This window comes from Armatimonas sp. (assembly GCF_043757465.1).
GTDB lineage: Bacteria > Armatimonadota > Armatimonadia > Armatimonadales > Armatimonadaceae > Armatimonas.
The window spans coordinates 12,971-36,483 of record NZ_JAYVPL010000009.1 but is presented as its reverse complement, the minus strand read 5'-3'; the positions used below and the strand labels follow the sequence as shown (position 1 = coordinate 36,483).

Sequence of the window (23,513 nt, the reverse complement as noted above, 5' to 3'; positions counted from 1 at the left end):
GATACTTCTACCGGGTGAATTTGTGTGAAGCAGATCTCCCTACGTGCAGGAGGCTAGGCGATGCCGGATACAGCGGGCCCGGTTGACGACATCATACTGGATATTCAGAACATCCATCGGATCTACGACCCCACTCACGCCCTCAAGGGAGTGAGTTTTCAAGCACGTCGTGGGGAAGTGATTGCCCTGATTGGCCCCAATGGTGCGGGGAAAACCACGATCGGCTCGATCATGGCCCAGCGGGAAAAAGCCGACATGGGAAAGGTAGTCTACTATTTCGATGAGGGAGCCACCGAGGAACCTGATCTCTCGCAGATTGGATTTTTCCCGGGGGATAGCTCCTACTACATGAGCCTGGCCGTCGAGCGCCTTCTCTACCACGCAGCCACCCGCAAAGGGCTCACGGGGGGCGAGGCGGCGGAAGCAACCCAGTACTGGCTGGACCGTCTGGGCATGACCAACCGCCCCAACATGGCTCTGTCCAGCTTCTCCAAGGGAAATCAGCAGAAGATTCAGTTCGCGGAGTCCGTCCTGCACGGCCCGAGCATCGTTTATCTCGATGAGCCTTTCAATGGCCTAGACCCAGTCAACCAGGAGTGGTTTATTGGACTCATTCGGGAGCTACAGGAAACGGGGATGACCATCCTGATCAGCGATCATCACATGCACCTCCTGGAGCGTATCGCGGATCGTTTTCTCATCATGCACCAGGGTCGGCTCGTGGCGGATGGCACTCTCACTATGCTGCGGAAGCGGGCCCAAGTCGGTCTAAGTGTCCGACTGCGCGTCGTTGATCCGATGTCAGTGGATCTCAAGCCGTTCCGGGATCACCCTGCAATCCGTTCCGTGGAGCGCACCGCCAGTGGTGACATCCGTATGCTCATCAGCGCCGCCGTGCCCCGCAACGATGTGTTAAACTTCATCAAGCAGCGTATGCGCCTCACCGAGATTCTCGCCGAGCCCGCCAGCCTGCACGACATCTACGTGACTGTCTTCTCCGTCCAGAGCGCCGACACGGAGACCACCGAGGTGCCAACGGCAGTCGCTGCCTAGTCGGGTTTCCGAGCCACGGCAAAAACGGTCAGGCCAAAGGGCAGGGAGTGGCGCAGAACAACCCGTGTCTCCAGATCCAGTACCCACTCTAAAAAACCATTCAGGGGCTCCCGTGTCGGCCTTGCGTCCGCGCGCGGCAGGACGTCTTTTTTTTGCAGTGCGTTTTGTAGCTTCCGTACCACCCAGACCGCAGGCAGGAGTGCTGAGACGGTGTAGGAAAGTCGCTCGATCTCAAGCCCCGCTCCTTCGAGCAAGTGCCGCACCTCCTCTGCCCGGTAGCGCCGCTGGTGCATCAAGGCCACATCATGGCCACTCCAGAGCGACTGGTAGGCAGGCACCGTCACCACCGCAACGCCTCCGGGCTTGAGTGCGCGTGCCAGCTCTCGTGCCGCAAGGGTATGGTCAGGGATATGCTCCAGAACATCCAGCGCGATCGCTGCATCGAAGCTCGCCTCGGCAAATGGCAGTGAGGTCGCGGAGGCGAGAACCAGGTTCACGTGTCCCCGCTCCCGGCAGAGCTCCAGTGCCAGCGGCTCTAGATCCAGCCCGACGGGTTGTGCGAACTCCCTGAGCCGATCCAATGTGCCGCCCGTTCCACAGCCCATGTCGAGCACCAGAGGGTTCTCGATTGTGCAGAAGCGGCGCAGGGCGGCGCAGATCAGGTTCCGACGTGCTACAAACCACCAGTGGCAGTCCTCTAGGCGGCGCATCTGCAGGTAGTACTCTCGGTTCAAATCAGTTGCTCCGTTCGGGCAACATCCCGTGCCATCTGTGCCAGAAGCGGCGCAAGCCCGTCGAACTTTACCGTGCCACGCAGAAAATGCACGAACGCGAGAGCGAGCTTCTGCTCGTAGAGGTCCTCATCGAAGCCATCGAGCAAGAACGCCTCCACTGTCAGCGGGCCGTTTTCCGTGATGGTCGGGTTGGTGCCGATAGAGATCGCGGCACGCACCGCACGCCCGTCGGGGAGTGTCGCCATACCCGCGTAGACCCCAGGCGCGGGAACAAGAAGGCGCGTGTCGGAGGAAAGGTTTGCCGTCGGGTAGCCGATAGTCCGACCGAGCTTACGTCCGTGAACAACCTCACCGGAGAGTGTGTAGGGACGCCCAAGCAGGCGTGCGGCTTCCGTGACTTGTCCACCAACGAGCATCTGCCGGATCACTGTAGAGCGCGCAGGCACCCCGTCCACAAAAACGCCCGGCAGGACAGTCACTTCCAGCCCCGCAGCACGCAGTGTTTCCACATCGCCGCGCCGCTCACAGCCGAAACGAAAGTCTTCACCAACAACGATGCAACCGGGATTCAGTGGCCTTAGCAGATGCTCTATGAATGCATCGGGGGTCAGCGCTGCAAAAGCATGATCAAAAGCAATCACCTGGACAGTGTCTGCGCCGTAGCTCTTGAGCTGCTCCCGCCGCTCTGGTAATGTCCCGAGCAGCTTCGGAGTTCGTCCGGGCGAGAGCAGTGCTGCCGGATGGGGATCAAAAGTCAGGGCAGTTGTTGGCAAGCCGCTCGCCCTTGCCGCCGCAAGAAGCGCCTGGTGCCCTCGGTGAACGCCATCGAAAACCCCGATGGTGAGTGCAGAGCTACCATCCAGTCCCCGCCCAAGGGCGGAAGTCTTTGGTGTCATGAAAATACCTTGAAGGGCTGCCAGTGCCCGTTTTCCCAGCGAACCAACGCCACTAAACATTCCTGGTGGAGCGCTGCGCACTCGCCGCCACTTGTGGGGCCTTCAATCGTCCTGCCCAGCTTTAGCTCGGCGGCTTCGTGATCGCTCACTCGAAGCGTCGGCCAGCCAAGGGCTTCATGCATCGGCAGGAGCTTCTCTTCCGTAATCTCATCGAGGTGAATTGCTTCGGCTAGCTTGTAGGGCCCGACAGCCTCGCGCACCAGTGTCGCCATGTGCGCCGGAAGCCCGAGCGCTTCGCCGATATCTTTGCAGAGCGTTCGGATATAGGTTCCCCCGCCACAAGTCACCCGAATAACTGTGGGAGTGATGAGATCAAGCGCATGAATCGTAATGGTTCGGGCCTCGCGCTCGACCGTGATTCCCTGCCGCGCCAGATCGTAGAGCCGCTGGCCGTTATGGTGCAGTGCCGAAACCATGGGGGGAACTTGCTGGATCTCGCCGACAAAGCGTGGCAGAACAGCACGAAGCGCCTCTGGTGTCAGCCCCGATGCATCGGCCTCAGTGGTCACTTGCCCACTGGCATCCTCTGTGTCCGTGGCAGTGCCAAAGCCAATCGTGGCCAGATAAACTTTGGGTTCCAGTGGTACGTGGGGCAAGAGCCGCGTCGCCTGCCCGACAGCCACCACTAACACTCCTGTCGCATCGGGGTCCAGTGTCCCCGCGTGCCCCACCCGCTTGATCTTTAAGCTCCGCCGAACCCGCGCCACCACATCGTGGCTCGTCATACCGGCAGGCTTGTGTATATTTAGAAATCCGTCCATAGCTCTCGTCGCGCAAAATCCCCGACTACTGATGTCTTAACGCCACTCCACTTGAAGCTGGATGCGGCCCACAGCGCGCCAGCTATCGAGCAGGTGCCACGCCTCAGCGGGGTCAGGGTCAGGGTAGGCTCCGAAGAAGCCCTGGCGAGCCAGCGAGGCGACGATGCGCTCGGGCTCGCCGGTGAGAACGTCGCCGCTGGGGGTGACCACTCTAATAATGCGGCGAGGTGGAAGGGGACGGCTCTTGAGATCCGAGCGCTTCCCTCGACGTGGCGCGTGCCACAGTAGCAGTTCAACCAGCACGATGCCAATCAAGAGTACGGGAATCAACGCAACCAGAAAGATAGTCATCGCACCTAACTAAGGCTCCTGCTGGCGCTTGGCCCACAGATCTCCAAGCCCCGCAAGCGGGGCCGTCACGGTAAGTGCTTCTAGCTCCTCCTCCGGCACAGAGATTCCATTGGAACACCCCTCGGCGCAGAGAGGCTGAAGAGGCGCGGCCAGAAGCAAATTCTGTCGTAGCAGATCGCCCAGGTTAAGAATCGTCCCCTCGACCACAGAAGCCTCCACATTTTCATCAATGACCTTGACCTCGCCCTGGGCATAGGCGGTGTTCGCAGCAATCAGATCGAAAGACTCTTCGAGCTCCGCCTCAACCGCGTACTGTGTGGGCTTCAGGCAGCGGGTGCACTCCATCTGGAGAGTAGCCGAGGCGGTTCCATCCAGGAGCAGTGCCGCCCCCGTGTTGGTCAAGACGACCTTCCCAACAATCGTGGAGAGAGCCCCAAGCTCCGCGATCGCTCCACTGGGTACAGCGATGTGGTGCTGGTAGCGCATTCCCGGCGTGCGTGCCAGCATCCCGACATCCAGCAGGAGCTCGTCGGGGCCTGGAGCACCGCTGAGGGGGGCACTGACTCCGCGCTCAGCCGCCTTACTGCCGGGGGGGGCTACCGAGACGACCCCTCCCTCGCCGGGGTCATCGTCTGTGTTGTATGCAAATCTAGACATGTTAGTAATCTATCGCCCTGCTGCCTCTCGGTGCTAAATCAGCCCGTGGGTGCTAAATCAGCGCCGCGTCGCAGAAGCAAGCCGCTCATTCTCCTGAGCCGTGCGCTCTAGGAGCTGCCGTCCTCGCTGCACCTGCGCTCGCAGGTTGACGATTTTCTGATCCACTCCCCCAAGAAGGTTATCGAGCTGCTGCTCGACCGTAGCGAGTACTTCACGAGCGTAGTTGTCGGCATCGCGGCGCATGTCTTGCGAGTAGCGATCCACCTCGGTGCGTGTCTCCCGCACGTAGCGATCCGTCTCGGTGCGACGCCCATCGGTATCGGAGCGTGCTTCACGACGAACGGCCTCTGCATCGGCCTCGGCCCCCGTAATAATCGAGCGCGCCTGTGCATTGGCCTGCTCCATGATTGCCGTATTCTGAATCGCTAGCTCAACCTTCCGTCGCGCCTCGTCCAGTATCTTAGACGCTTCCTGGCGGGCTCTCTCAAGAGTCTGGTCCGCTTCGCGCCGCGCCGCCGCACGTGCCTGGTCGGACTGGGTCCGAGCCGTCTCCAAGAGCTGCTGGGCAGTGTTTTGCGCGTCCTCTAGCTCCTGACCCGCAGCGGAGCGCGCCTGCTGCATTTGCTCATTTGCCTCAAACTCCGCCTTTTCGAGAAGGCGATCCGCACCCTCCGCAATCATCCCCGCCTTGCGGACATCCTCAGGTAAAGAAGCACGAATCTTCTGAACCAAGATATAGAACTCCTCGTGGTTAAACCGCGAAAAGCCCATTAAAACCGTTGAACTATCTACCAGAGCCTCAAGGCGCTCTAGGCACTTCAGTGTATCTATGGGGATGCTGCTCCTTCTCTACCAAATCGAGCATTCAGTGCACGCTGAACCGGCTCGGGAGCCAGCGCGGAGATGTCGCCACCAAGGCGAGCAATCTCTTTGACGATTGAGGAGGAGAGGTAGAGAAACTCCCCGCTCGTCATTAGAAAAAAAGTCTCCACATCGGGAGCCATCTGTCGGTTTGCCAGTGCGATCTGAAACTCAAACTCGAAGTCGGAGACAGCACGCAACCCACGAACGACAACACGTATTCCTAACTCATGAACAAATTTCACCAACAGACCATCAAAGCTAGTGACGCTCACATTCGGCCAGACGGACACACACTCTCGGAGGATCTCCACACGCTCGTCGGGGGTGAAGAGCGCACTCTTACCGGAGTTCCGGCCCACTGCAATCACAAGTTGGTCGAAGGTGCGGGCAGCACGCTCGATAATATCGAGGTGTCCGTTTGTCACGGGATCAAAAGACCCTGGATAGATTGCCGTGATAGGTTGGCTCACGATGGGTTATTCTACCGCAGTTTTTCGAATTTCAGTTGCTGGTGTGAACTCTTTTTAATAAATAGGGAACTAAAGTTGCATGGAACGAAACGACACCCCTCATCTGCGCTCCGTGCGCATCGCAGCCCCCTGCCACGAGAGCTGGAATGCCATGCCCGGCAGCGAGCGCGTCCGCTCTTGTGAGCGCTGTCAGCATAAGGTCTACAACCTCTCGGAGATGACGACGTCTGAGGCGGAGGCACTGATCCGCACCGCCGAAGGCCGTCTCTGTGTGCGCTTTTACCGCCGTGCCGATGGGACAATTCTGACGAAAGATTGCACCGTCGGCGCGACAGCCCGCCGCAATAAACGGGTTGCACAAGCCATTGCGGGAATTGCCGCCGCCGTGGGGAGCGCCGCCGCGCTCTTTCGCCCTCACCCCACCATGGGAACTCCCCTGCCGGTAGTTCAGACCATACCAGGGCCAATTTCTCACCCGGTGATGGGTGCGATTGCAAGTTCTAACCCGAAGACACTCGACTCCAACCACTAGGGCGCAGGCGGTATCATAGGGGCATGAGTGTTCAGGAAACCGAAGTCCCTGCCCCCACCGTCACGCCAGCAGCCTCCCGGACGCTGCCTAAAGTCGCGACAGCCAGTGCAACTCTGCGCGATGTGTTTATTGTCACCTGGGCGGTGCCTGTTGAGAAGCTTCAGGCGCTCGCCCCGGAGGGAGTGACTCTGGAGCGGCTTCCCAACAGCGACGGCCAGCTTGTCGGTTTTGTCCAGCTTGTGTTTGCACTCCGGGATGATGCGCGCTGGTCACCGCTTCCTGCACTGATGGGCGATGACTTTCATGAGACCACGCTCCAGCTCCTCACCCGCACCGACGGGGAGCGGAGCGCGTTTGTGGTGGCGCACTTTGTGGGGAGCACGCAGGCCGCGGGGACACTGACGGCGTTTACCCGCGTGGTGGAAGAAGCCCGCTTCCATGTCTATATCGCAGGCGACCCGGCGCGGCAGACCTTTGCGCGCTTGGGCATTAAGCTCACCACACACGCCGTGCAGGTGCATCTGCGTGCGGAGGCCTGCGAGACTCCCGAGCGCACTCTGATCGGCTCCTGGCACGAGTCCGTGGCGTTTCTGACACGCTTCAACCGTCAGCTGCACCTCGCCCGGCTCTCCAAAGAGGCACTGAGTCTCTTTCGCACCGAGCATCTTCCCCTCACGCCGTGTGCCGCAAGGCTCACTCACCAGGTAGTGCGCCCGTTCGACAATCTTGAACTTGGCGAGCCCGTGCTCGCGCTCTACCAGGCGGAGCTACCGGTGACTAGCCTGCCGATCAAACGAAAGTGACGCTCACACCCTCCAGTGCCCGCTCCAGCCGTCGGCCTAGCTCCCGTGCACCAGGATTCTCCGTGGCGTGGTGCCCGGCATCTACCAGAAGAAAGCCCTGCTCAGCGGCGGCGATAAACTCATGGTGGCGGATATCGCCCGTCACCAGCGTGTCGGCTCCCACAGCAAGCGCATCGGCCATGAGTTCCGCGCCCGCGCCACCGCAAACCGCGACATTCTGAACGGCGAGGGCGCGGGTCGGCGTGAGGGTACGGGGCGCAATCCCCAGAATATTGCCCAGCTTGTTGAGAAAGTCCGTGGCCGTGAGCGGCTCCCGCAAGAGCCCCACCCGCCCGATTCCATAAGGCTCACTGGTAATGCGCAGAACTTTCCCGTCGCTAAGCCCCAGTAAGTCCGCCAGTGTGTCATTGACCCCGCCGGGCGCGACATCCCAGTTCGTGTGCGCACAGGCAACCGCAATTTGGTGTCGGGCACAGGCCAGCACGACACTTCCTGGGTGCGGCTCGTCGGCGCGAAGTGTCTTGGCGGGATGAAAAATCAGAGGATGATGCGCCACAATCAGGCTCGCCCCGACTTTCCGCGCTGTCTCCACTGCCCGATGCGTGACATCCAAACACGCTACGATTCCCGTCAGCGGTGCTTTTAAGTCACCAATGAGCAGGCCCGTGGGGTCGCTGCCCAGCGCTAGATGCGGCGGTGCGATACTCTCCAGCGCCGCTATGGCATCACGGATCATGTACATCTTAGTAGCTCAGCAGAGTCGTGATATCGCGGCCCGCCAGCTTGGTGCGGCCCTTGAGAAACGAGAGTTCAATAAAGAAGGCAAACCCCACCACTGCGCCCCCAAGCTTCTCCGTGAGCTGCCCCGCCGCCACGGCGGTGCCACCCGTCGCAAGCACATCATCCACAATCACCACGCGCTGGCCGGGCTTGATCGCGTCAATATGCGCCTCAACCGTTGCCGTACCGTACTCCAGCGCGTACTCCTGCGAGATAATCTGGTACGGTAGCTTCCCCGCCTTTCGGTACGGTACAAACCCGACCCCAAGCTCGTGGGCCACGGGGGCACCAAAGAGAAATCCGCGCGACTCGATTCCCACAATGACATCGGGCCGGAGGCGCTTGATATCCTCACTGAGCGCGGCGATCACTTCGGCAAAAGCCACTGGATCTGCCAGAACGGGCGTAATGTCTTTGAAGACAATTCCTGGCTGCGGGAAATCGGGAATGTCACGAATCAGAGTTGCTGCTTTCATATCCCTATTGTAGCCGCCTCCCTCTTTTTATACAAACTTCACCATGCTGTGGGAAGCCTACGAAAATAGCGACGATCCAGGTATCCTGACCCCATGACAACGGACTGGAAAACTCTCTATCAAAGCGGCGAGGCGGGCTGGGACAAAGGTGCACCCGCGCCGGGGCTTCTTGCCTTTCTCGCCGAGATGCCACTCATGGGTCGCGTGCTGGTGCCCGGCTGTGGGCGCGGCCACGATGTGCGGGCGATTGCAGCGGCGGGCGCGGACGAAGTGATTGGGCTGGATCTTGCGCCCAGCGCCTTTGCGGGAGCCGAAACGGTGCCCAATATGCGCTTTGTCCTCGGAGATCTCTTCGCACTGTCCACCGAGTTCCAGAGCGCCTTCGATGCCGTCTTTGAGCACACGTGCTTCTGCGCGATCCCCCGTGAGCGCCGCGATGACTATGTCCAAGCGGTCGCAGGAGCTCTCAAGCCCGGCGGTCTGCTACTGGGAGTCTTCTACCTCAACCCGCGCGACGATCCAGACCCCACTCTCGGCCCGCCCTTCAATGCCACCCTAGAGGAGCTGGACACGCGCTTTGCCGAGCACTTCACCCTCCTGCGCTCCGAAACCCCGGCCCGAACGTTTCCAGGACGGGAGGGCAGGGAGGTTTTACGACTCCTTCAGAAGAAATAGAGGCCATGCAAGCATCGAAGCCCAATATTATCGTGATCTATACCGACGACCAGCGCTGGGACGCGCTGAGCGTGGTGCAGAAAGAGCACGGAGACAAGGGTCGCTTTCCCTGGCTCAAGACCCCGAACTTAGATAAGCTCGCTTCTGAGGGCACACGCTTTCGCAACGCCTTTGTGGTCAACTCGCTCTGTGCACCTAGCCGTGCGACGCTGCTCACTGGGCAGTACGGGCATACCAATGGCGTGGTGAATAACCATACGCCGTTTTCACAGACAAATGTGACTGTGGCAACTCTTCTCAAATCCGCAGGCTACCGAACGGGCTACGTGGGCAAGTGGCACATGGGAAGCCAGCGGGAGCGCCCTGGTTTTGACTTCGCGGCCAGCTTTATCGGGCAGGGCAAGTACGACGACTGTCCCTTTGTGGTTAATGGCAAGGACACGCCGACCAAGGGCTGGATTGATGATGTCTCGACGGACTATGCTCTGCAATTTGTCAAAGAGCGCGCGGACATACCGTTTTTCTTAATTCTAGGCTTCAAGACCTGCCACGGCCCGTTTTCCCCGCCCCCGAGCCACGCAAATGACTACGCAAATGACACCGCACGTCCCGTTGCCAACCTTGGCCTGGCGGCGGCCTATGCCCCTGAGCGCAAGGTCAATGCGAACCCTAACGCCCTCAATCGAGGTTATTTTCGGTGTATCAGCGCCATGGATGACTGTGTCGGGAAGCTTCTGGCGGCGCTCGACGACAATACTGTGGTGATCTTTGCCTCCGACAATGGTTTCTATCTGGGCGAGCACGGCCTGGGCGACAAGCGAACCGCCTACGACGAGAGCCTACGAATCCCGCTTCTGATTCGGATGCCCAAGAAGCTCCGTAAGGCGCAGAAGCTCGATCAGCTCGCACTCAATGCCGATATCGCCCCAACGGTTCTAGAGCTGGCGGGCGTCCCGGTTCCCAGCACGATGCACGGACGCAGCCTGCTCCCGTTGGCTCTGGGGAAAACTCCCCCGGACTGGCGCAAAGCGTTTTTCTACACCTACTTCTTCGAGAAAGGCTTCGCTGCCCCTACGACTCAAGCCGTTCGCACGGAGAGCGCCAAGCTGATCCAATACCCCGGTCACCCGGAGTGGACAGAGGTCTACGATCTGAAAAAAGATCCCTACGAGACCAAGAACCTCGCAGCAGATACAGGCTCGACGGGACTACGGACGGCGTTGCAGCAGGAGTTCGAGCGGCAGCGCAAGGCCATTGGCTTTGAGATTCCCGCTTTTGCCGACAAGCCCGGAGCCACCGATCCCAAACCAAATGGCCTCGTCGCGCCTCTCAACCGCTGGGTGCTGGACTGGAAAGAGGCACGCACCTTCGACGGCACGAAGCTAGTGACGATCCCCAGTACCCCCGCACTTCGGCCCAATGTGGGAGCGTGGGCCATTGAGGTGACACTCACTGCAGAAAAGCCGGAGGGCGTCGTTCTTGCTCGTGGCGGTGAGCGCTTCGGCTACAGCCTGCACCTGGAGAGCGGCAAGCCGGTCTTTATGGTCACCTCCGAGAATAAGCGCTCCCAGCTTACAGGCAGTGAGAGCATCGTTGGGCGCTCCGTGGTGCTCGTGGCACGCATCACCCCAGACAAGCGACTGACGCTAGCGATAGACGGCAAAGAAGTCGCGGCCGGGCCACTCCACAACTTCATCACCAGCGATCCGGCAAATCCAATGGAGCTAGGCGGTGATGCGGGCTCTAAAGTGGCCGGGAAGGATCTCCCCAACTTCATCGGCACCCTCACCCGCGTCAGGCTCTACTCGGGCATCGCTCCCTGAAACGCGAAGTGTTCCCCTTCGATAAATACGGGGCGCTTGATGTAGCTGTTGATCCCCTGTACCGCCGTGCCACGTAGCAGAAATGGCGCTCCGATGGGCTTGGTAATGCGCGTGCTCGTCGGGATGTAGCGAATGGTGAGGCCACAGCGGCGCTGGTCGCTCGTGTTCGCCTCACTGCCGTGAATAAGATTCGGGTGATGCACCGAGACATCCCCCGCCTTCAGTACCACGTCCACAGCACTGCTCGCATCTACACCCACAATCCCCGACGAGAGCACGTTCTCGATAGTTGTGTCTTTTGCGTGCTGCTGAAACTCCAACTGGTGCGACCCAGGAATCACGCGCAAGCAGCCGTTCTCGGGGGTCGAGTCATCTACGGCAAGCCAGAGTGTCACGACCTCACACGGGTCAAGCGGCCAGTAGCTACCGTCTTGGTGCCAAAGCACGGGCAGACCATCGTGGGGCGGCTTGGCGAAGTAGTGGCTGGCAAACAGCGCAATATTTGGCCCGATAAACTTCTCCGCGATATCCAGCAGCCGATCATCCGCGACCAGGCGCACCCAGAACGGGTCATTGAGCACCAAAAACCAGTCCAGCTTCTCAGGCCGAATCTGCGGGTTCTGCCGCTGTAGCCACTCCACATGCGCACTCGCCTCGGCAATCAGCGCCGCATCCAGCACACTACGAAAGATCGCGTAGCCATCGCGCTCATAGCTCTCCATTGGGTTCATGGAAACATTCTAACAGAAAAAGCCCGCACCAAACTCCCCAGTTTCTTCGGGAGCCCGGCACGGGCTTTGCGGCGGAATGCCGCTGTAGACGCCTAATTTTTCAGGCAGCGACGCACGAAGACCAGTGTCCCCCCAAGCGCGAGGAAGATCAGGGTTCCCGGCTCCGGGGCTGTATTGGCAACGGGCTCGCCGTAGATAAAGTCATCGGCGACAACAACATCGTTGCCACCACCATCGTTGACTCCCGCTCCCAGAGCGACATTTCCCTGGGTCACACGGACACGAGAAACCTGCGCAGTGGGAAAGAAAACCCCCAAAAACGAGAGGCCAAAATCCGCCGTGGGAAGATTGAAGGTTCCCAGGGAGGCATTGCCAGCATCAAAGTACTGGATCGTCGTTGCCCCCAGAATGTCCACATCGGTAAAGACAGAGCCAAAGCCCGTCACCAGTGCCGGAGTTGCGGTCCCGGGGACAAAGAAGTTCACATCATAGACATTGCTACCAAGAGAGGTAAAGAGCCGCTGGGCACTGAAAGTCTGGAAGGTTGCGGAGTAGGTTGCGTTGATATTGCCAAAGTTCGCAGCCGCAGGCTGCCCTGCGCCCGCATCGGTGGTGGCGCTACTAACCATAAAACCCGTGCCCGCCGTGGAGAAAACGGCACCACGGGGCGAGTTAACATTGAAGAAGTTGGCAGCCAAGTTGTTGGGAGCGGACTGAGTAGCGGGAACCCCGTCCCAGTTGATCTCGCGGCGTACACCACCAAAAGAGCCGTTGGCTCCTGCGACAGCACCGCCGCCAAGATCGGTGCGGAAAGTGTCACGTATTCCCGTAATTGCCGCGGCGTTGGCACCGCTGCCGCTACGAACCGTCTGAGCAAAAGCTATAGTAGGAAGAGCCAAAAGGCCGAGGGTTAGGGTTAAAGAGAGCTGTAGATTTTTCATACCTGGAGTATAAACAATTTACATAGATCCGACAACTATCTAAAGTAAGCAAGCAACACTAACTTTAGTTAGGGGTGACCAGGCCATGGCGAATCGCGAGCAGCGTGGCTTCCGTCCGGCTGACAACATTGAGCTTGCCAAAAATAGTATTTAGGTAGCCCTTCACCGTTCCCAGAGTCAGTCCCAAGCTCACCGCGATCTCTTTGTTGCTGCGCCCCTCAGCGACAGCTTTTAGCACCTCATGCTCACGTTCGGTGAGCATATCGAGCGGTGAAGTTTGCTTAGGCTGGCTGAGCTGCTGCAGGAGATGTGCCTGAATCACGGGATGCAGCGTAGATATTCCCTCGGCGGCGGCACGGATCGCGGCGAGCAAATCATGGCGCAGGACATCTTTGAGCAGGTAGCCCGTGGCCCCGGCTTGCAGTGCGCCACGAATCTTCTCGTCTTCCGCAAAGCTGGTAAGCACAACAACGCGCGCCGGGTTGTTTTTCGCCTTGAGCTGCTGTATCACCGAGACGCCATCGCCATCGGGAAGCATCATGTCTAGCAACACCACATCGGGCTGGAGCGTCTGCGCCTGTACGACTGCCTGAGCCACCGAACCCGCCTGCCCCGCAATGACAATCCCTTCCGCTTCCTCTAAAAGCAGGGTCAGCCCTTCTCGAACCAGCTCGTGGTCGTCCACAATCAGCACACGAATCTCAGGCAGCACACGAATCTCGCTCATCTTAGGGAATCTTTACCTCAATCAAGGTGCCTTTGCTTGGCTGGGAGGTCAATTTCAGTGTCCCGCCGAGCTTGGTGGCACGCTCGCGCATGGTCGAGAGACCCATGCCGCTGCCATCGGTGCGCGGCACAGGGGGAAGTGTCGTGTCGAAGCCCTTGCCCTTATCGCGAATCGTGAGCTTCGTGCCCATGCCCCGCGGGGTGGCAAGAGTGACGGTAATACACTGCACCTGAGCATGCTTACGGGCGTTGGCAACGGCTTCCTGAGCAATGCGATAGAGCGCGTGCTCAACGGCAAATATCCTGGGGCGGTAGCGCTGCGCTTCTAAAATCACCTCAGTGTTCTCATCAGTGGTGGCGCGAAAGTGGGCTTCCAGAGCGGCGATTAGCCCCTGAGTTTCCAGCAGCTCGCGCCCCGTGGGCTGGGGTGCGGGCGGGCGCAGCTCCGCGAGCAGAGTGCGCATCTCAGCAAGGGCGGCCTGGCTTAGCTCAACCAGCCGTCCGACGCGGCGCTCGCCCTCTTCGGGATCGCGCTTCCAGGCCGCTGTTGCCGTCTGCGCGATAAGTGTCATCGTGAACAGAAGCTGGGTGACCGAGTCGTGCAGATCGCGGGCGATACGCTGTCGCTCCTCAAAGATCGCCACTTTCTGGCTCTGCGATGCCAAACGCTCTTGCTGGAGGCGGCTGTCTAGGGCGCTGGCGAGCTGCTGCGCCGTAATCTCAAAGGGATGCAGCTCCGCCGGGTCCCAAGGGTGCACCTGCGAGTGACTGAGAATCACATGCCCCAGCCTCTCCGCCCCCGCAATGCGTAGGGGAATCAAGGCCAGTGCGGGTCGTCCCGACTCAGCCTGAATACGTCGCAGACTCTCAGGAACGCGCGGATCGGTATGCACATCGGGAATAGCGATCGTCTCCCCCCGATCCAGCGCCTCATCCAGTGCATCGCGCTGGTACGGATAGTGGTACGAGGACAGACTCAGCCCTTCCGCCGGGGTCCAGCGCCCCAGAATCTCAACCTGGCGAATCTCTCCCTCCTCCCGCTGGTAGCGTGTCACTGTGCAGGCAAAGCGCCCCCCTGTCGTGACGAGGTTAAGATACGCCGCGACAAGCTCGCGCGTTGTGAGTGCAGTCCCAATTCGCGTGCTGGTGGCATAGAGCAGTTCCATCTCCTCCAGCGCTGTCTCGGCAGCGGCATAGAGGCGGGCGTTCTCAATCGCAATGGCAGCGTGGCGTGCAAAGAGTGTCAGGGTCTCGACATCGTGCTGATTAAACTGACGGCTCTGACGCGTGGCATCCGTGCCAATCCCAAAGAAACCGATCAGCTTCTCTCGCCACCAGATCGGAATGCCAATCACCGCGTTGGCAGAGAGCTGCGGTTGTAGCGGGTTCTCAATCTGTCCGTAGTGCGCCAGCACCAGCGGCGCTCCCGATGCGAGCACTCGCCCTGCCAGCCCAACACCGCGCGGCATCTCGGCCCCCAGCTCACTCTGGGGCATGCACCAGATCGCCTCGGTGCGCACGAGATCCCGGCGCTCGTCCACAAGGCCAATCGTTCCGTTATCCGCTCCGATCAGCTCGCAGGCATGGCGCACGATCCGGGTCAGCAGCGGGCGCAGGTGCAGCTCGCTGCTAATAGACTCGATCACGGCACGCAAAACTTCTTGCTGCCGCAGGAGCGCCTCAACGGTTTCCATCGCGTCTAGTGCCCCCCGCTGTGCTCCTCAATGTAATCTCGGCTGTGCCCAAGTTCCTCGGGGGCGTGCAGGCGCAGCATCTTTGCGTCGGCATCCTCCGGGATTTGGTTTGCGGTCAGCTTGGAGACGACAAACATAATGAGCAGCGCCAGCGGAACTCCCCAGATTGCGGGCTGCTCACAGAGGCTCTTAGTCAAGGGATCGTCAATGGTGATGAGCTTCTTGTCCGAGAGCATGAAGGCAATAATGGCAAAAAGCGAGAGCAGACCGCCCCCGAGCATCCCTGCCGCCGCGCCGGGCATTGTCAGGCCGCGCCACCACGCTCCGAGCAGGAGAAGTGGGAAGTAGCTCGCCGCCGCGATAGCAAAGGCCCAGCCCACCAGCATCGCGATATCGAAGCTCTCCACCAGTAAACCCAGCGCCATCGCAACCGCACCAAAGATCACGGCGGCGATCTTAAACATCCGAATGCGCTCCTGAGGTGTCGCTTTGGGTTTCAGAATCTTGCCGTAGATATCATGGGCCAGTGCGCCACTCATCGAGACAAGCAGCCCGCTAAACGTCGACATAAACGCCGCGAACGCCCCGGCGCTGGTAATACCCGAGAGCACATCGCCCCAGATGCCACCAATCGCCCGGGGAAGCGCGATCACCACGGAGTCTGTCTTGTTGTTTGCGTAGAGCGAGGGCAGATCCGCACGCCCCAGCGCACCCCAGATCGGGGTGAAGGCGTAAAACGCGCCGATCAGCACCATTACCCAAAATGTCGTGGCCTTCGCACTGCGGCCATCGGGGTTGGTGTAGAAGCGCACGAGAATATGGGGCAGCCCCGCCGTGCCACAGATCAGCGCAATAATCAGCGAGTAGGTATAGAGCACCGGGAAGCCGTGCTTGCTGGTGAGTGTGCCGTAGGGCAAGCCCCACTTCGCATTATTCTGGGCGTTGGGCACAAAGCTCCCCGAGGAAATAATCGCCTCCGTCGGCTTAGAAAACTCCAGCTTCGGCGCGGTTCGCACCGTCTTGCCATCTTTGAGAACCGGCTGGCCGTCTTTCGTGACCAGCATCGGGAGGAGGGTAAGCGTCGTGCCTGCCGCGATCACGCCCTCCGGGTTAGGCGAAATGGCGAGGCTTGCATCGAGCTTATCCTCGCCCGGCTCAGCCTTTCGCACCGTGCTGATCTTATCAATCTCGGTATCTTTGGTAAACGTGATGACGGTCTCGGAAACAGCCGAGAAGCTCACTGCGTTGGTGGGTGCCTTATCTTTACCGGCAAACTTCAGAGTTGTGTCTTTAGAGAGCTTTGGAATGCCTTTTGGCTCGCCCGTGAAGGTGCCGAGCTTCTGGCTGTAGCCGCCATAGACCGTCATGAGCACGAAGACGGGCACGGAGATGGCGAAGAGCTTGACCCAGTACTGGAACGCCTGGACAAACGTAATGCCCTTCATTCCCCCGAGCGCCACATTGAAAGTAATCACGGAGCCGACCACCACAATCCCGACCCAGTACGGCCAGTTCATGATTGTCCCCATAGTCACACCCGCCCCCTTCATCTGAGGCATGGTGTAGAAGAAGCCAATAAAGAGCACAAAGCTCACCGCGATCTTGCGAAACAGCGGCGAGTCGAAGCGGCCCTCGGCAAAATCGGGGATCGTGTAGGCCCCAAAACGCCGTAGTGGGCCAGCGATAAAGAGCAGGAGCAGCAAGTACCCCGCCGCGTAGCCCACCGGGTACCAGAGGGCATCGTAGCCGTTCTTAAGCACCAGGCCCGCGACCCCCATAAAGCTCGCAGCGCTCAGATACTCGCCCGAGATCGCCGACGCGTTCATCCCGACCGATACTTTTCGCCCCGCCACGAAAAAGTCCGATGCGGACTGCGAGCGCTTGGTGGCGATAATGCCCAAGACGACCGTGGCGACGGTCACCAGGATCACAAAGAGTAAGGGGATCATTGGCTCACTCCCGTATGCTCTCGAATAATTGTCTCCTCAAGTGCATTGGAGCGCTTGATAAAATACGCCGAGAGCCCCCAGGTAATCGGGTAAAAGAGGACACCGAGAATTAGCCACGTCAGCGAGAAGCCCCCCACATTGGTCGCCGCCAGCGCGGGCGCGTAGAGATTGACCAGCGGCAGAACAAAGATAATCCCCAGAAAGACCGCCGCCACCCGCAGGCTCAGCCCTGCCTGGCGACGCATCACCGAGCGCAACAATTCCTTGTCGTTCATGCCTGGCAGGTTCACCGGGCAGGGGGGGAATTCCTGCGTGGGTTGAGGCTTTCACTGCCCAGCGGCACTCAGCTCTCGAGTAGCGAGCGTGGCCAGTGTCGCAGCTTCACCGACCGGCACACTGCTACGGATGCGAACGGCTTTGCCCTTTGGCGTGATCTGGAGCATGAACAAGTAGAGAAATCGGTCGCTGGCTAGTGCGCAGGCCGTGGTGAGCGGGTCGGGATTAAGGCGTCGAAACTGCAGCTCGCAGATGAGCTCACGGCGTGTGGGAAAGTGATCGCAGGCTTCGTTGACACGTGCGCAGCTCTCGATGTCGTCTTTGCGGCAGAGCACCACGGTTCCGCCCTGGCCAATCGGGGGCATCACCAGCTCCGGCGCGAAGATCTCGGTAGCGGCCTCGGTCAGCCCCAGGCGAGAGAGATCGGCGTAGGCCGCAACCACGGCCACCACTTTGCCCTCATCCAGCGCCGTCAGCTGGTCTTCGAGAGGGCCCTCCAGCACGACACATTGCAGATCGGGCCGTAGCTCGGCGAGCTGTGCAGCACGCAGCAAAGTACTCGTGCCCACACGAGCGCCTTCGGGCAGGTGCTCCAGTGTCCCGATGCTTGGTGCGACCAGCGCCTCGCGAACATCGCCGCGCTCACAGAACGCGGCGGGCTCCAAGTCCGCGCAGAGATTCTCGGCGGAGACCACGGCGGCATCTGCCTTGCCCGAGCGAACGGCGGCGGCGGGATCGGGGCAGGTGAGCACTGTCGCGCCTCCTAAAAGCTCCCCCACCCAGGCCGCTCGCCATGCCCCGAGGGCGTCGTTAGAAACGGCAATTGTCATTTCGTTTTAGGCCGTGCCCGCCAGCGCTCGTAGAGGCTGGACTGCTTGCTCGCCAGATTTACGGGCTTGCCCGCCACAAATGCCTGCCGCACCTGGGTCATCACTTCCAGAATATCGCCATTGGTGACAATCAGGTTCGCATCTTTCCCAATCTCGATGCTTCCCAGGCGACTGCCCGCCCCGAGAATCTCCGCCGCCCCGAGCGTGATAGACTTGAGTGCGTCCTCTTTACTCAGCCCAAAGGCCGCCGCCATCGCCGCGTGCTGGGCAAGATTGCGGCTCTTATCCCCTTCACTGGGCGGAGGCGTGGTGAGCGCGAAGTGAACCCCCGCTTTCGCGAGGCGTGCCGGGAGCGTAAAGGCATCGTCGTAGGGCGCGTCGAGGCGTCGGGGGAGGGAGAGAATCGGTCCCAGAACCACCGCAACATTCTCCTTCACAAGAAGCTCCGTGCATTCGTCCGCCTCGCCACCGCCGATAATGACCAGCTTGAAGCCCTCTTTCTTCGCCCAGCGCACGGCAGTCTCGATGTCTTTTTTGCGGTCGGCGCGGACATAGACCGGCACAGTGCCCGCGAGCACCGGGAGCATCGCCTCGAACTTCGGGTCGCGGTCGTGGCGAGGCGCTCCTTGCTTCTCCGCATCCCGTGCGAGCTGGTAGCGTCGCGCCTGCTCCAGAAAATCACTGACGGGCTGGAGGGGGTCTGCCCCCTGCCCCCCGCTCGCAGGGGAAGTGCCTGGTGCCCCCGGTCCGCCTTGCCCGCGCCGTCCGGGGCCAGGCCCGGCAGGTGGCTGAGCAGACCCCGCACGCTCCGCATCGTCGAGGTGCTCCTCTTCGCCAAAGCGCCGTCCGCCCCCGCCGCCACCCGGCAGGGTTGTCATCAGGCCCGCCAGTGGGTTGAGGGTCAGCTCCTCCCAGGTCCAGCCATCGAGGTTGATGAGCGCCCCCATGCCGGAGAACGTCCCGCCCAGCGGTGCAACCAGCGCACTCAGAATCCCCTCAGCGCGGGCGACCTTGATCGCCTCCGAGTCGGGGTTAATGGAGTGAGCGACAAATAACTCTGGCTGGTAAGTGCCCTGCTCCTGGTTGTCCTGCGTCTCCCGGCGCGAGTCAATCTCGTAGGTGCCCAGGCTGGTGTTGGCATCAATCAGGCCAGGATAGAGGTGCTGACCGGAGAGATCCACCGTGGTCGCGCCGACGGGGACGCTCACCTCGCCCGCCTTGCCGACCGCAAGAATCTTCCCGCCTTGCATCACGACCACGCCACTCACAATATCCGCACCGCTCACCGTATGAACCGTCGCTCCGGTGAGTGCGGTGATTACCCCCCCTGCCCCCGCCAAGCGGGGGGGAAGCTGCGGTAGTGCCTTTGTTCTTGCCTCCTCGGCTTTCTCGGGTTCCCCCGCTGGGCGGGGGCTAGGGGGCTGGCTTGTCGTCCCTGATAACTCTTTGGCGAGGCGCGTTTTCTCCGCCTCCAGCTCTTTGCGCGCTGCGAGATCGGCCTGGCGGTCGAAGAGGAGCTTGCCGTCCACAAAGGTCTTCTCGGGCATCGAGAGCGGCGAGAGGGGGTCGCCAGACCAGAGCACCACATCGGCATCTTTTCCCGGCTCCAGCGAGCCAGTCATTTTATCAATATGAAGCTGCTTGGCCGGGTTGATCGTCACAAGCTTTAATGCCTCGGCGGGCGGCATATTTCCCCAGCGGATGGCCTTAGCGGCCTCGGTGTTCAGGCGACGTGCCAGCTCACTGGAGTCGGAGTTAAAGGACACCACCACGCCGCGCTCGGTCATGAGCGCACCGTTCCAGGGAATCGCGTCGTAGGCTTCGAGCTTGTAGCCCCACCAGTCCGAGAAAGTCGAGCCGCCCGCGCCGTGCTTGGCGATCTCATCCGCGACTTTGTAGCCCTCCAGTACATGCTGGAACGTCGCGATCTTGAAACCAAACTCATCCGCCAGACGAATCAGCATCAGAATCTCACTGGCGACATAGCTATGGCAGTGCACCAAGCGCTTGCCCTCTAAAATCTCGACAATCGCGTCTAGTTGCAGATCGCGACGGGTGTGTTCCGGGTCGGCCTTGCGCTTGGCGGCGTAGTCGCGCGCCTCGGTAAACTTGGAGCGGATCACGCGCTCGACTCCCATACGGCTGCTCGGGTAGCGCGGGCTGCCCTCGCGTGGGAAGCCTCCGTTGGAGCGGGTTGGGTTCTCGCCCAGCGCGAATTTAATCCCCTGCGGTGCCCCCTCAATCAGCAAGTCCTCGGCGGCGTCCACGCCCCAGCGCCACTTCACGACGGCGTTCTGGCCGCCAATCGCATTGGCCGAGCCATGCAACACGTTGGCCGCCGTCGTCCCGCCCGCAAGCTGCCGGTAGATATTGACATCGTCGGGGTTGAGCACATCGGCAATTCGTACCTCAGCAGTGACGATATTGCTGCCCTCGTTCACCCCCCCGAAAACCCCGGAGTGTGAGTGGCAATCAATCATCCCCGGCGTGACGTGCTTTCCCTTGCCATCTATCTCGACGGTTCCGCTCGGCACCTTCAAGTCTTTCCCAATAGCTGTAATCTTGCCGCCCTGCACCAGCATATCGGTCTCGGTGAGAATCCCGACGGAGGCACTGGTCCAGACGGTCGCGTTACGGATCACGAACGACTTCGACACCAGCGCGGGCGGCAGCGGTGGCAAGAGCCCCTCGCCCACTTTAGAGAGCACGAAGGGCTTCTCCTCGCCCCCATCCCCCCCATCCCCCGCCCGGCGGGGGGGCTCTACGGTTTGGGGCTTCCCTTCCAGGCCAGCAATCGCTTGCTCAACCGTCACGCCTGCGGGTAGAAAAGGCTTGGCAGCTTCGGGGTCGGTCTTGAGAAACTGCAACGCCATCTCGGGAGTGATTCCAGGCGGCAGGCTCTTCTTGATGTCAACTGCGGGCGCGCTGCTTCCTCCCCGCCCGGCGGGGGCTGGGGAGCTGCCAGTCAACACCACGGGCTTGCCCTCCACAAAAACACGCGTGATTTTAGCTTTCGCCGCAAAGAGTGAGTCCCCTTCAACAGCGATGACATTGGCGATCTTGCCCTCTTCCAGTGTCCCGACTTGCTTCTCTATCCCGAGCAGCTTTGCGGGAGAGAGCGTCAGTGCTGTCAGTGCCTGATCTTCCGTCAGCCCAGCAGCGATCAGTTTACGGGTGTTTTTGAGTAAATCGGCGGGTGAATTTGTGGTCAGTGCAAACGGCACCCCAAGCTTTGCGAGCGCGGCGGCGGCTGTCGGGGCGAGCGCACGGGCACGCAGGCTCTGGAGCGTCTCCGTGGACGGCTCACCGGGCGTGCTGGATGGCGCGGCAGGTAGGTCGGCGGAGAGAAAGACGCTTGCGTGGGCATTCTTGAGCTTCTGCGCCACGGCGTAGGCTTCAGTGCCGCCCTCAATAATCGGAGTGAGACCAAACTCCTTGCAGAGCCGCAGTACTCGCTCAATCTCCCGCGCTCCATTGGCCTTCACGATCAGCGGGAGTTTCTTCTCCATAACCGGCCGGAGCGCGAGGAGCGCACGCGGAGGCGTCCCCTTGCCTCCCTTGAACTTGGCATCGTAGAGCGCCTGACGGGTTGCGGCGACCTGTCCCATCAGCGAGCCGGGGTACTCGCCAAAGCTCCCCCGCTCAAACGAGAGATGCATCCCAACCGTGGGTTTGAGAAGAAGCTCGTTCACCACGACAGACTCGCCCAGACTGATCGCTGCACTGGTGCCCTGAAGAAGCCCTAGTGCGGGAGCCGTGAGCGCGACACCAAACCCGGCCTGGCGGTACGGTTTATTGGCCTCCATGTCGGGCTTAAAGAGCAGTGCCGCCGTGTTCTCAGACTGAATGGCTGCCACCGGGTAGCGATCTCCCCGCTCGGACTTCACGGCCTCCGTGGGCATCCCCAGCCGTGTCGAAGCGTTAATCAGCCCCGGGTAGAGTGTCCAGCCCTTCCCCGAGATCACCTTCGCGTCCCCAGGCACCTTGACTTTCTCGCCAACAGCCTCGATCACGCCATTACGCAGTACCAGCGTCCCCGAGGCAATCATTTTCCCCGGCGCGGTGACAATCTTCGCGTCCGTGATGGCCCAGACATTTGGTGCGCCCGGATCGTTGCCCTGCGCGTTTACGGCGGCGGCCAGGCTGAGACTCAGAAAAAGGGCAGCGGATTTTCGCATATCAAAATTTCCCCAATAAAAAAGGGCTGGCGGTATTTCCGCCAGCCCCGGCATTTCTGCTCGGTATTCTACCTGATTATTTAATCGGCCCGACAACAAACGCACCGACGTGACCGCCCTTGATGCCCGTGCCAACAATGAAGCCCTTGTTGTTGATGCCCCGCGCCTGCACCAGCGTCCAGCCCTCGCGCTTCTCAACAACGTCGTTTAAGTCAATGACTTTCCCGCCAGACCAGAGCGCCGCGTGCGCCTCACCATTTGCAGCCTCGATCACACCGACCACCTGGTTATTGTTGTTAATTCCCAGTGCGAGGCCTTGCTTGTCACCCGGCACGGGAAGAAACCCGGTCTTGCCGTCCATCCAGCCCACCGGCTTGACCATGCGATCTTCGGTGACGCCCGCTCCGACAAAGATGTCTTTCTCGTTAGCGGACATCGGAATCGCCATCTGAAGGCCGCTCGGCGAGGGCAAAGTGCCGATTTTACCGTTCTTAAATGCTGCCGGAACCGGCCCGTTCTTCCCAATTGTCAGCCCGACCAGTGTCCCACTCGCGTTCCCGGACTGTGGGATAAACTCTCCAATGGACTTTCCGTCGCCCGGCTTGCCCCAGAGCATCCCTGCAAATCCGTTATCAAGAGCATAGGCAGCACGAAGAAGACCAAATCCCGCCGTATTAAAAGAAGCTGAACTCTGGTCTCGAAATTTCACCGCACTGAGGGTAAATGCAGCACGTCCCTGGTTGTCAAACGCCACTCCAGCGGCGATGCTGTTGCCACTGATGGTGGTCGCCATCGTGTCGCGCTTGCCGCTGGTGAGGACGCCGGGTTTGTCGCCCGTCCAGACCGTGCCACGGACATGTTCCTCGGTGCCGACGATGCCGACGGCTTCGCCCTTGGCGTTGATCCCGGCGGCGGCGCTAAACGGTGCGCCCTTGGGAAGCGGCAAGAGCTTGCCCTTGCCACCACGGACAATAAACGCCCGCACTTCGTCGTCGCCAAACGCCGTCCCGACCACTTCGTTCTTATCGTTGATCGCCACTCCCATGCTGCCCGTCAGCTCCAGCGGCCCGACGGACTCCACATGGAGTTTTTCCGTTTGAGGCACTGCCGCAATACGCTCCCCTTTGGGAAGCAGGCGGGCGGGGATCAGAATCGTGGCCGTCAGCACGGCGGTGGTTAGCCCAATACGGGCCAGATCAGAAACAACTTGCTTCATCTTACATAGTTCTCCTAAAAACTCAAGACAATAAAAC

The 23,513-nt window shown here is 60.5% G+C and carries 23 protein-coding genes; 5 read left to right on the top strand and 18 right to left on the bottom strand.

All coding sequences use genetic code 11. The features are described 5' to 3' along the window. Positions 1–60: 60 nt before the first annotated feature. On the top strand, positions 61–1,053 hold the full coding sequence (locus ACH2ED_RS01325) for an ABC transporter ATP-binding protein (RefSeq protein ID WP_395088391.1): 993 nt from the start codon (positions 61–63) through the stop codon (positions 1,051–1,053). On the opposite strand, the gene ACH2ED_RS01320 is transcribed toward ACH2ED_RS01325, so the two are convergent. From ACH2ED_RS01320 to coaD, 7 genes are read right to left on the bottom strand one after another with little or no spacing between them, the layout of a single operon-like run. Continuing rightward, the gene (locus tag ACH2ED_RS01320) at positions 1,050–1,787 is read right to left on the bottom strand and encodes a class I SAM-dependent DNA methyltransferase (protein WP_395088390.1); all 738 of its coding nucleotides are present in this window, start codon (positions 1,785–1,787) and stop codon (positions 1,050–1,052) included. The genes ACH2ED_RS01325 and ACH2ED_RS01320 overlap by 4 nt on opposite strands. After that, positions 1,784–2,683 carry a bifunctional riboflavin kinase/FAD synthetase gene (locus tag ACH2ED_RS01315; RefSeq protein ID WP_395088389.1) on the bottom strand — a complete coding sequence of 300 codons (900 nt, stop codon included), beginning with the start codon at positions 2,681–2,683 and terminating at the stop codon, positions 1,784–1,786. Before ACH2ED_RS01315 ends, ACH2ED_RS01320 begins: the two co-directional genes overlap by 4 nt. Then, positions 2,680–3,504: a tRNA pseudouridine(55) synthase TruB gene (truB, locus tag ACH2ED_RS01310; protein WP_395088388.1), complete on the bottom strand. Its 825-nt coding sequence runs from the start codon at positions 3,502–3,504 to the stop codon at positions 2,680–2,682. Before truB ends, ACH2ED_RS01315 begins: the two co-directional genes overlap by 4 nt. A 36-nt stretch (positions 3,505–3,540) precedes the next feature. Continuing rightward, positions 3,541–3,855: a hypothetical protein gene (locus tag ACH2ED_RS01305; RefSeq protein WP_309690597.1), complete on the bottom strand. Its 315-nt coding sequence runs from the start codon at positions 3,853–3,855 to the stop codon at positions 3,541–3,543. 9 nt (positions 3,856–3,864) lie between these two features. Further along, complete coding sequence (locus tag ACH2ED_RS01300) at positions 3,865–4,512, bottom strand: YceD family protein (RefSeq protein ID WP_395088387.1); 648 nt, start codon at positions 4,510–4,512, stop codon at positions 3,865–3,867. Positions 4,513–4,569: 57 nt separating this feature from the next. Then, entirely contained in the window at positions 4,570–5,283 is a 714-nt protein-coding gene (locus tag ACH2ED_RS01295) for a hypothetical protein (RefSeq protein WP_395088386.1), read from the bottom strand. A gap of 56 nt (positions 5,284–5,339) precedes the next feature. After that, entirely contained in the window at positions 5,340–5,846 is a 507-nt protein-coding gene (gene coaD, locus ACH2ED_RS01290) for a pantetheine-phosphate adenylyltransferase (protein WP_395088385.1), read from the bottom strand. A gap of 79 nt (positions 5,847–5,925) precedes the next feature. Here coaD and ACH2ED_RS01285 point away from each other — a divergent pair, with 79 nt between their 5' ends. Together ACH2ED_RS01285 and ACH2ED_RS01280 are read left to right on the top strand one after the other, a co-directional pair. After that, positions 5,926–6,378: a hypothetical protein gene (locus ACH2ED_RS01285; RefSeq protein ID WP_395088384.1), complete on the top strand. Its 453-nt coding sequence runs from the start codon at positions 5,926–5,928 to the stop codon at positions 6,376–6,378. 23 nt (positions 6,379–6,401) lie between these two features. Next, complete coding sequence (locus tag ACH2ED_RS01280) at positions 6,402–7,181, top strand: hypothetical protein (protein ID WP_395088383.1); 780 nt, start codon at positions 6,402–6,404, stop codon at positions 7,179–7,181. Here ACH2ED_RS01280 and ACH2ED_RS01275 read toward each other — a convergent pair. After that, the gene (locus ACH2ED_RS01275; RefSeq protein WP_395088382.1) at positions 7,168–7,917 is read right to left on the bottom strand and encodes a Nif3-like dinuclear metal center hexameric protein; all 750 of its coding nucleotides are present in this window, start codon (positions 7,915–7,917) and stop codon (positions 7,168–7,170) included. The genes ACH2ED_RS01280 and ACH2ED_RS01275 overlap by 14 nt on opposite strands. Positions 7,918–7,924: 7 nt before the next feature. After that, positions 7,925–8,437 (bottom strand): adenine phosphoribosyltransferase, encoded by a 513-nt coding sequence (locus ACH2ED_RS01270; RefSeq protein WP_395088381.1) that lies wholly within the window; start codon positions 8,435–8,437, stop codon positions 7,925–7,927. A gap of 93 nt (positions 8,438–8,530) precedes the next feature. Between ACH2ED_RS01270 and ACH2ED_RS01265 the strand changes: the two genes are divergently transcribed. Beyond that, entirely contained in the window at positions 8,531–9,112 is a 582-nt protein-coding gene (locus ACH2ED_RS01265) for a methyltransferase domain-containing protein (protein WP_395088380.1), read from the top strand. A gap of 5 nt (positions 9,113–9,117) precedes the next feature. Further along, entirely contained in the window at positions 9,118–10,935 is a 1,818-nt protein-coding gene (locus ACH2ED_RS01260) for a sulfatase (protein ID WP_395088379.1), read from the top strand. Here ACH2ED_RS01260 and ACH2ED_RS01255 read toward each other — a convergent pair. The 9 genes from ACH2ED_RS01255 to ACH2ED_RS01215 form a co-directional block, all read right to left on the bottom strand. Next, complete coding sequence (locus ACH2ED_RS01255) at positions 10,914–11,666, bottom strand: phytanoyl-CoA dioxygenase family protein (RefSeq protein ID WP_395088378.1); 753 nt, start codon at positions 11,664–11,666, stop codon at positions 10,914–10,916. The two genes, ACH2ED_RS01260 and ACH2ED_RS01255, sit on opposite strands and share 22 nt — an antisense overlap. 92 nt (positions 11,667–11,758) lie before the next feature. Further along, complete coding sequence (locus ACH2ED_RS01250) at positions 11,759–12,607, bottom strand: PEP-CTERM sorting domain-containing protein (RefSeq protein WP_395088377.1); 849 nt, start codon at positions 12,605–12,607, stop codon at positions 11,759–11,761. Between the two features lie 64 nt (positions 12,608–12,671). Further along, on the bottom strand, positions 12,672–13,334 hold the full coding sequence (locus ACH2ED_RS01245) for a response regulator (protein WP_395088376.1): 663 nt from the start codon (positions 13,332–13,334) through the stop codon (positions 12,672–12,674). A gap of 1 nt (position 13,335) precedes the next feature. Then, complete coding sequence (locus tag ACH2ED_RS01240) at positions 13,336–15,027, bottom strand: GAF domain-containing protein (protein ID WP_395088375.1); 1,692 nt, start codon at positions 15,025–15,027, stop codon at positions 13,336–13,338. 5 nt (positions 15,028–15,032) lie between these two features. After that, entirely contained in the window at positions 15,033–16,976 is a 1,944-nt protein-coding gene (locus tag ACH2ED_RS01235; protein ID WP_395088374.1) for a cation acetate symporter, read from the bottom strand. Next, the gene (locus tag ACH2ED_RS01230; RefSeq protein ID WP_309690638.1) at positions 16,973–17,251 is read right to left on the bottom strand and encodes a DUF485 domain-containing protein; all 279 of its coding nucleotides are present in this window, start codon (positions 17,249–17,251) and stop codon (positions 16,973–16,975) included. Before ACH2ED_RS01230 ends, ACH2ED_RS01235 begins: the two co-directional genes overlap by 4 nt. A gap of 51 nt (positions 17,252–17,302) precedes the next feature. Next, positions 17,303–18,082, bottom strand: coding sequence for a hypothetical protein (locus ACH2ED_RS01225; protein WP_395088373.1), 780 nt, complete (start codon positions 18,080–18,082; stop codon positions 17,303–17,305). Next, the gene (locus tag ACH2ED_RS01220; protein ID WP_395088372.1) at positions 18,079–22,260 is read right to left on the bottom strand and encodes an amidohydrolase family protein; all 4,182 of its coding nucleotides are present in this window, start codon (positions 22,258–22,260) and stop codon (positions 18,079–18,081) included. Before ACH2ED_RS01220 ends, ACH2ED_RS01225 begins: the two co-directional genes overlap by 4 nt. Before the next feature lie 76 nt (positions 22,261–22,336). Beyond that, positions 22,337–23,476: a hypothetical protein gene (locus ACH2ED_RS01215; RefSeq protein ID WP_395088371.1), complete on the bottom strand. Its 1,140-nt coding sequence runs from the start codon at positions 23,474–23,476 to the stop codon at positions 22,337–22,339. Positions 23,477–23,513 lie beyond the last annotated feature (37 nt).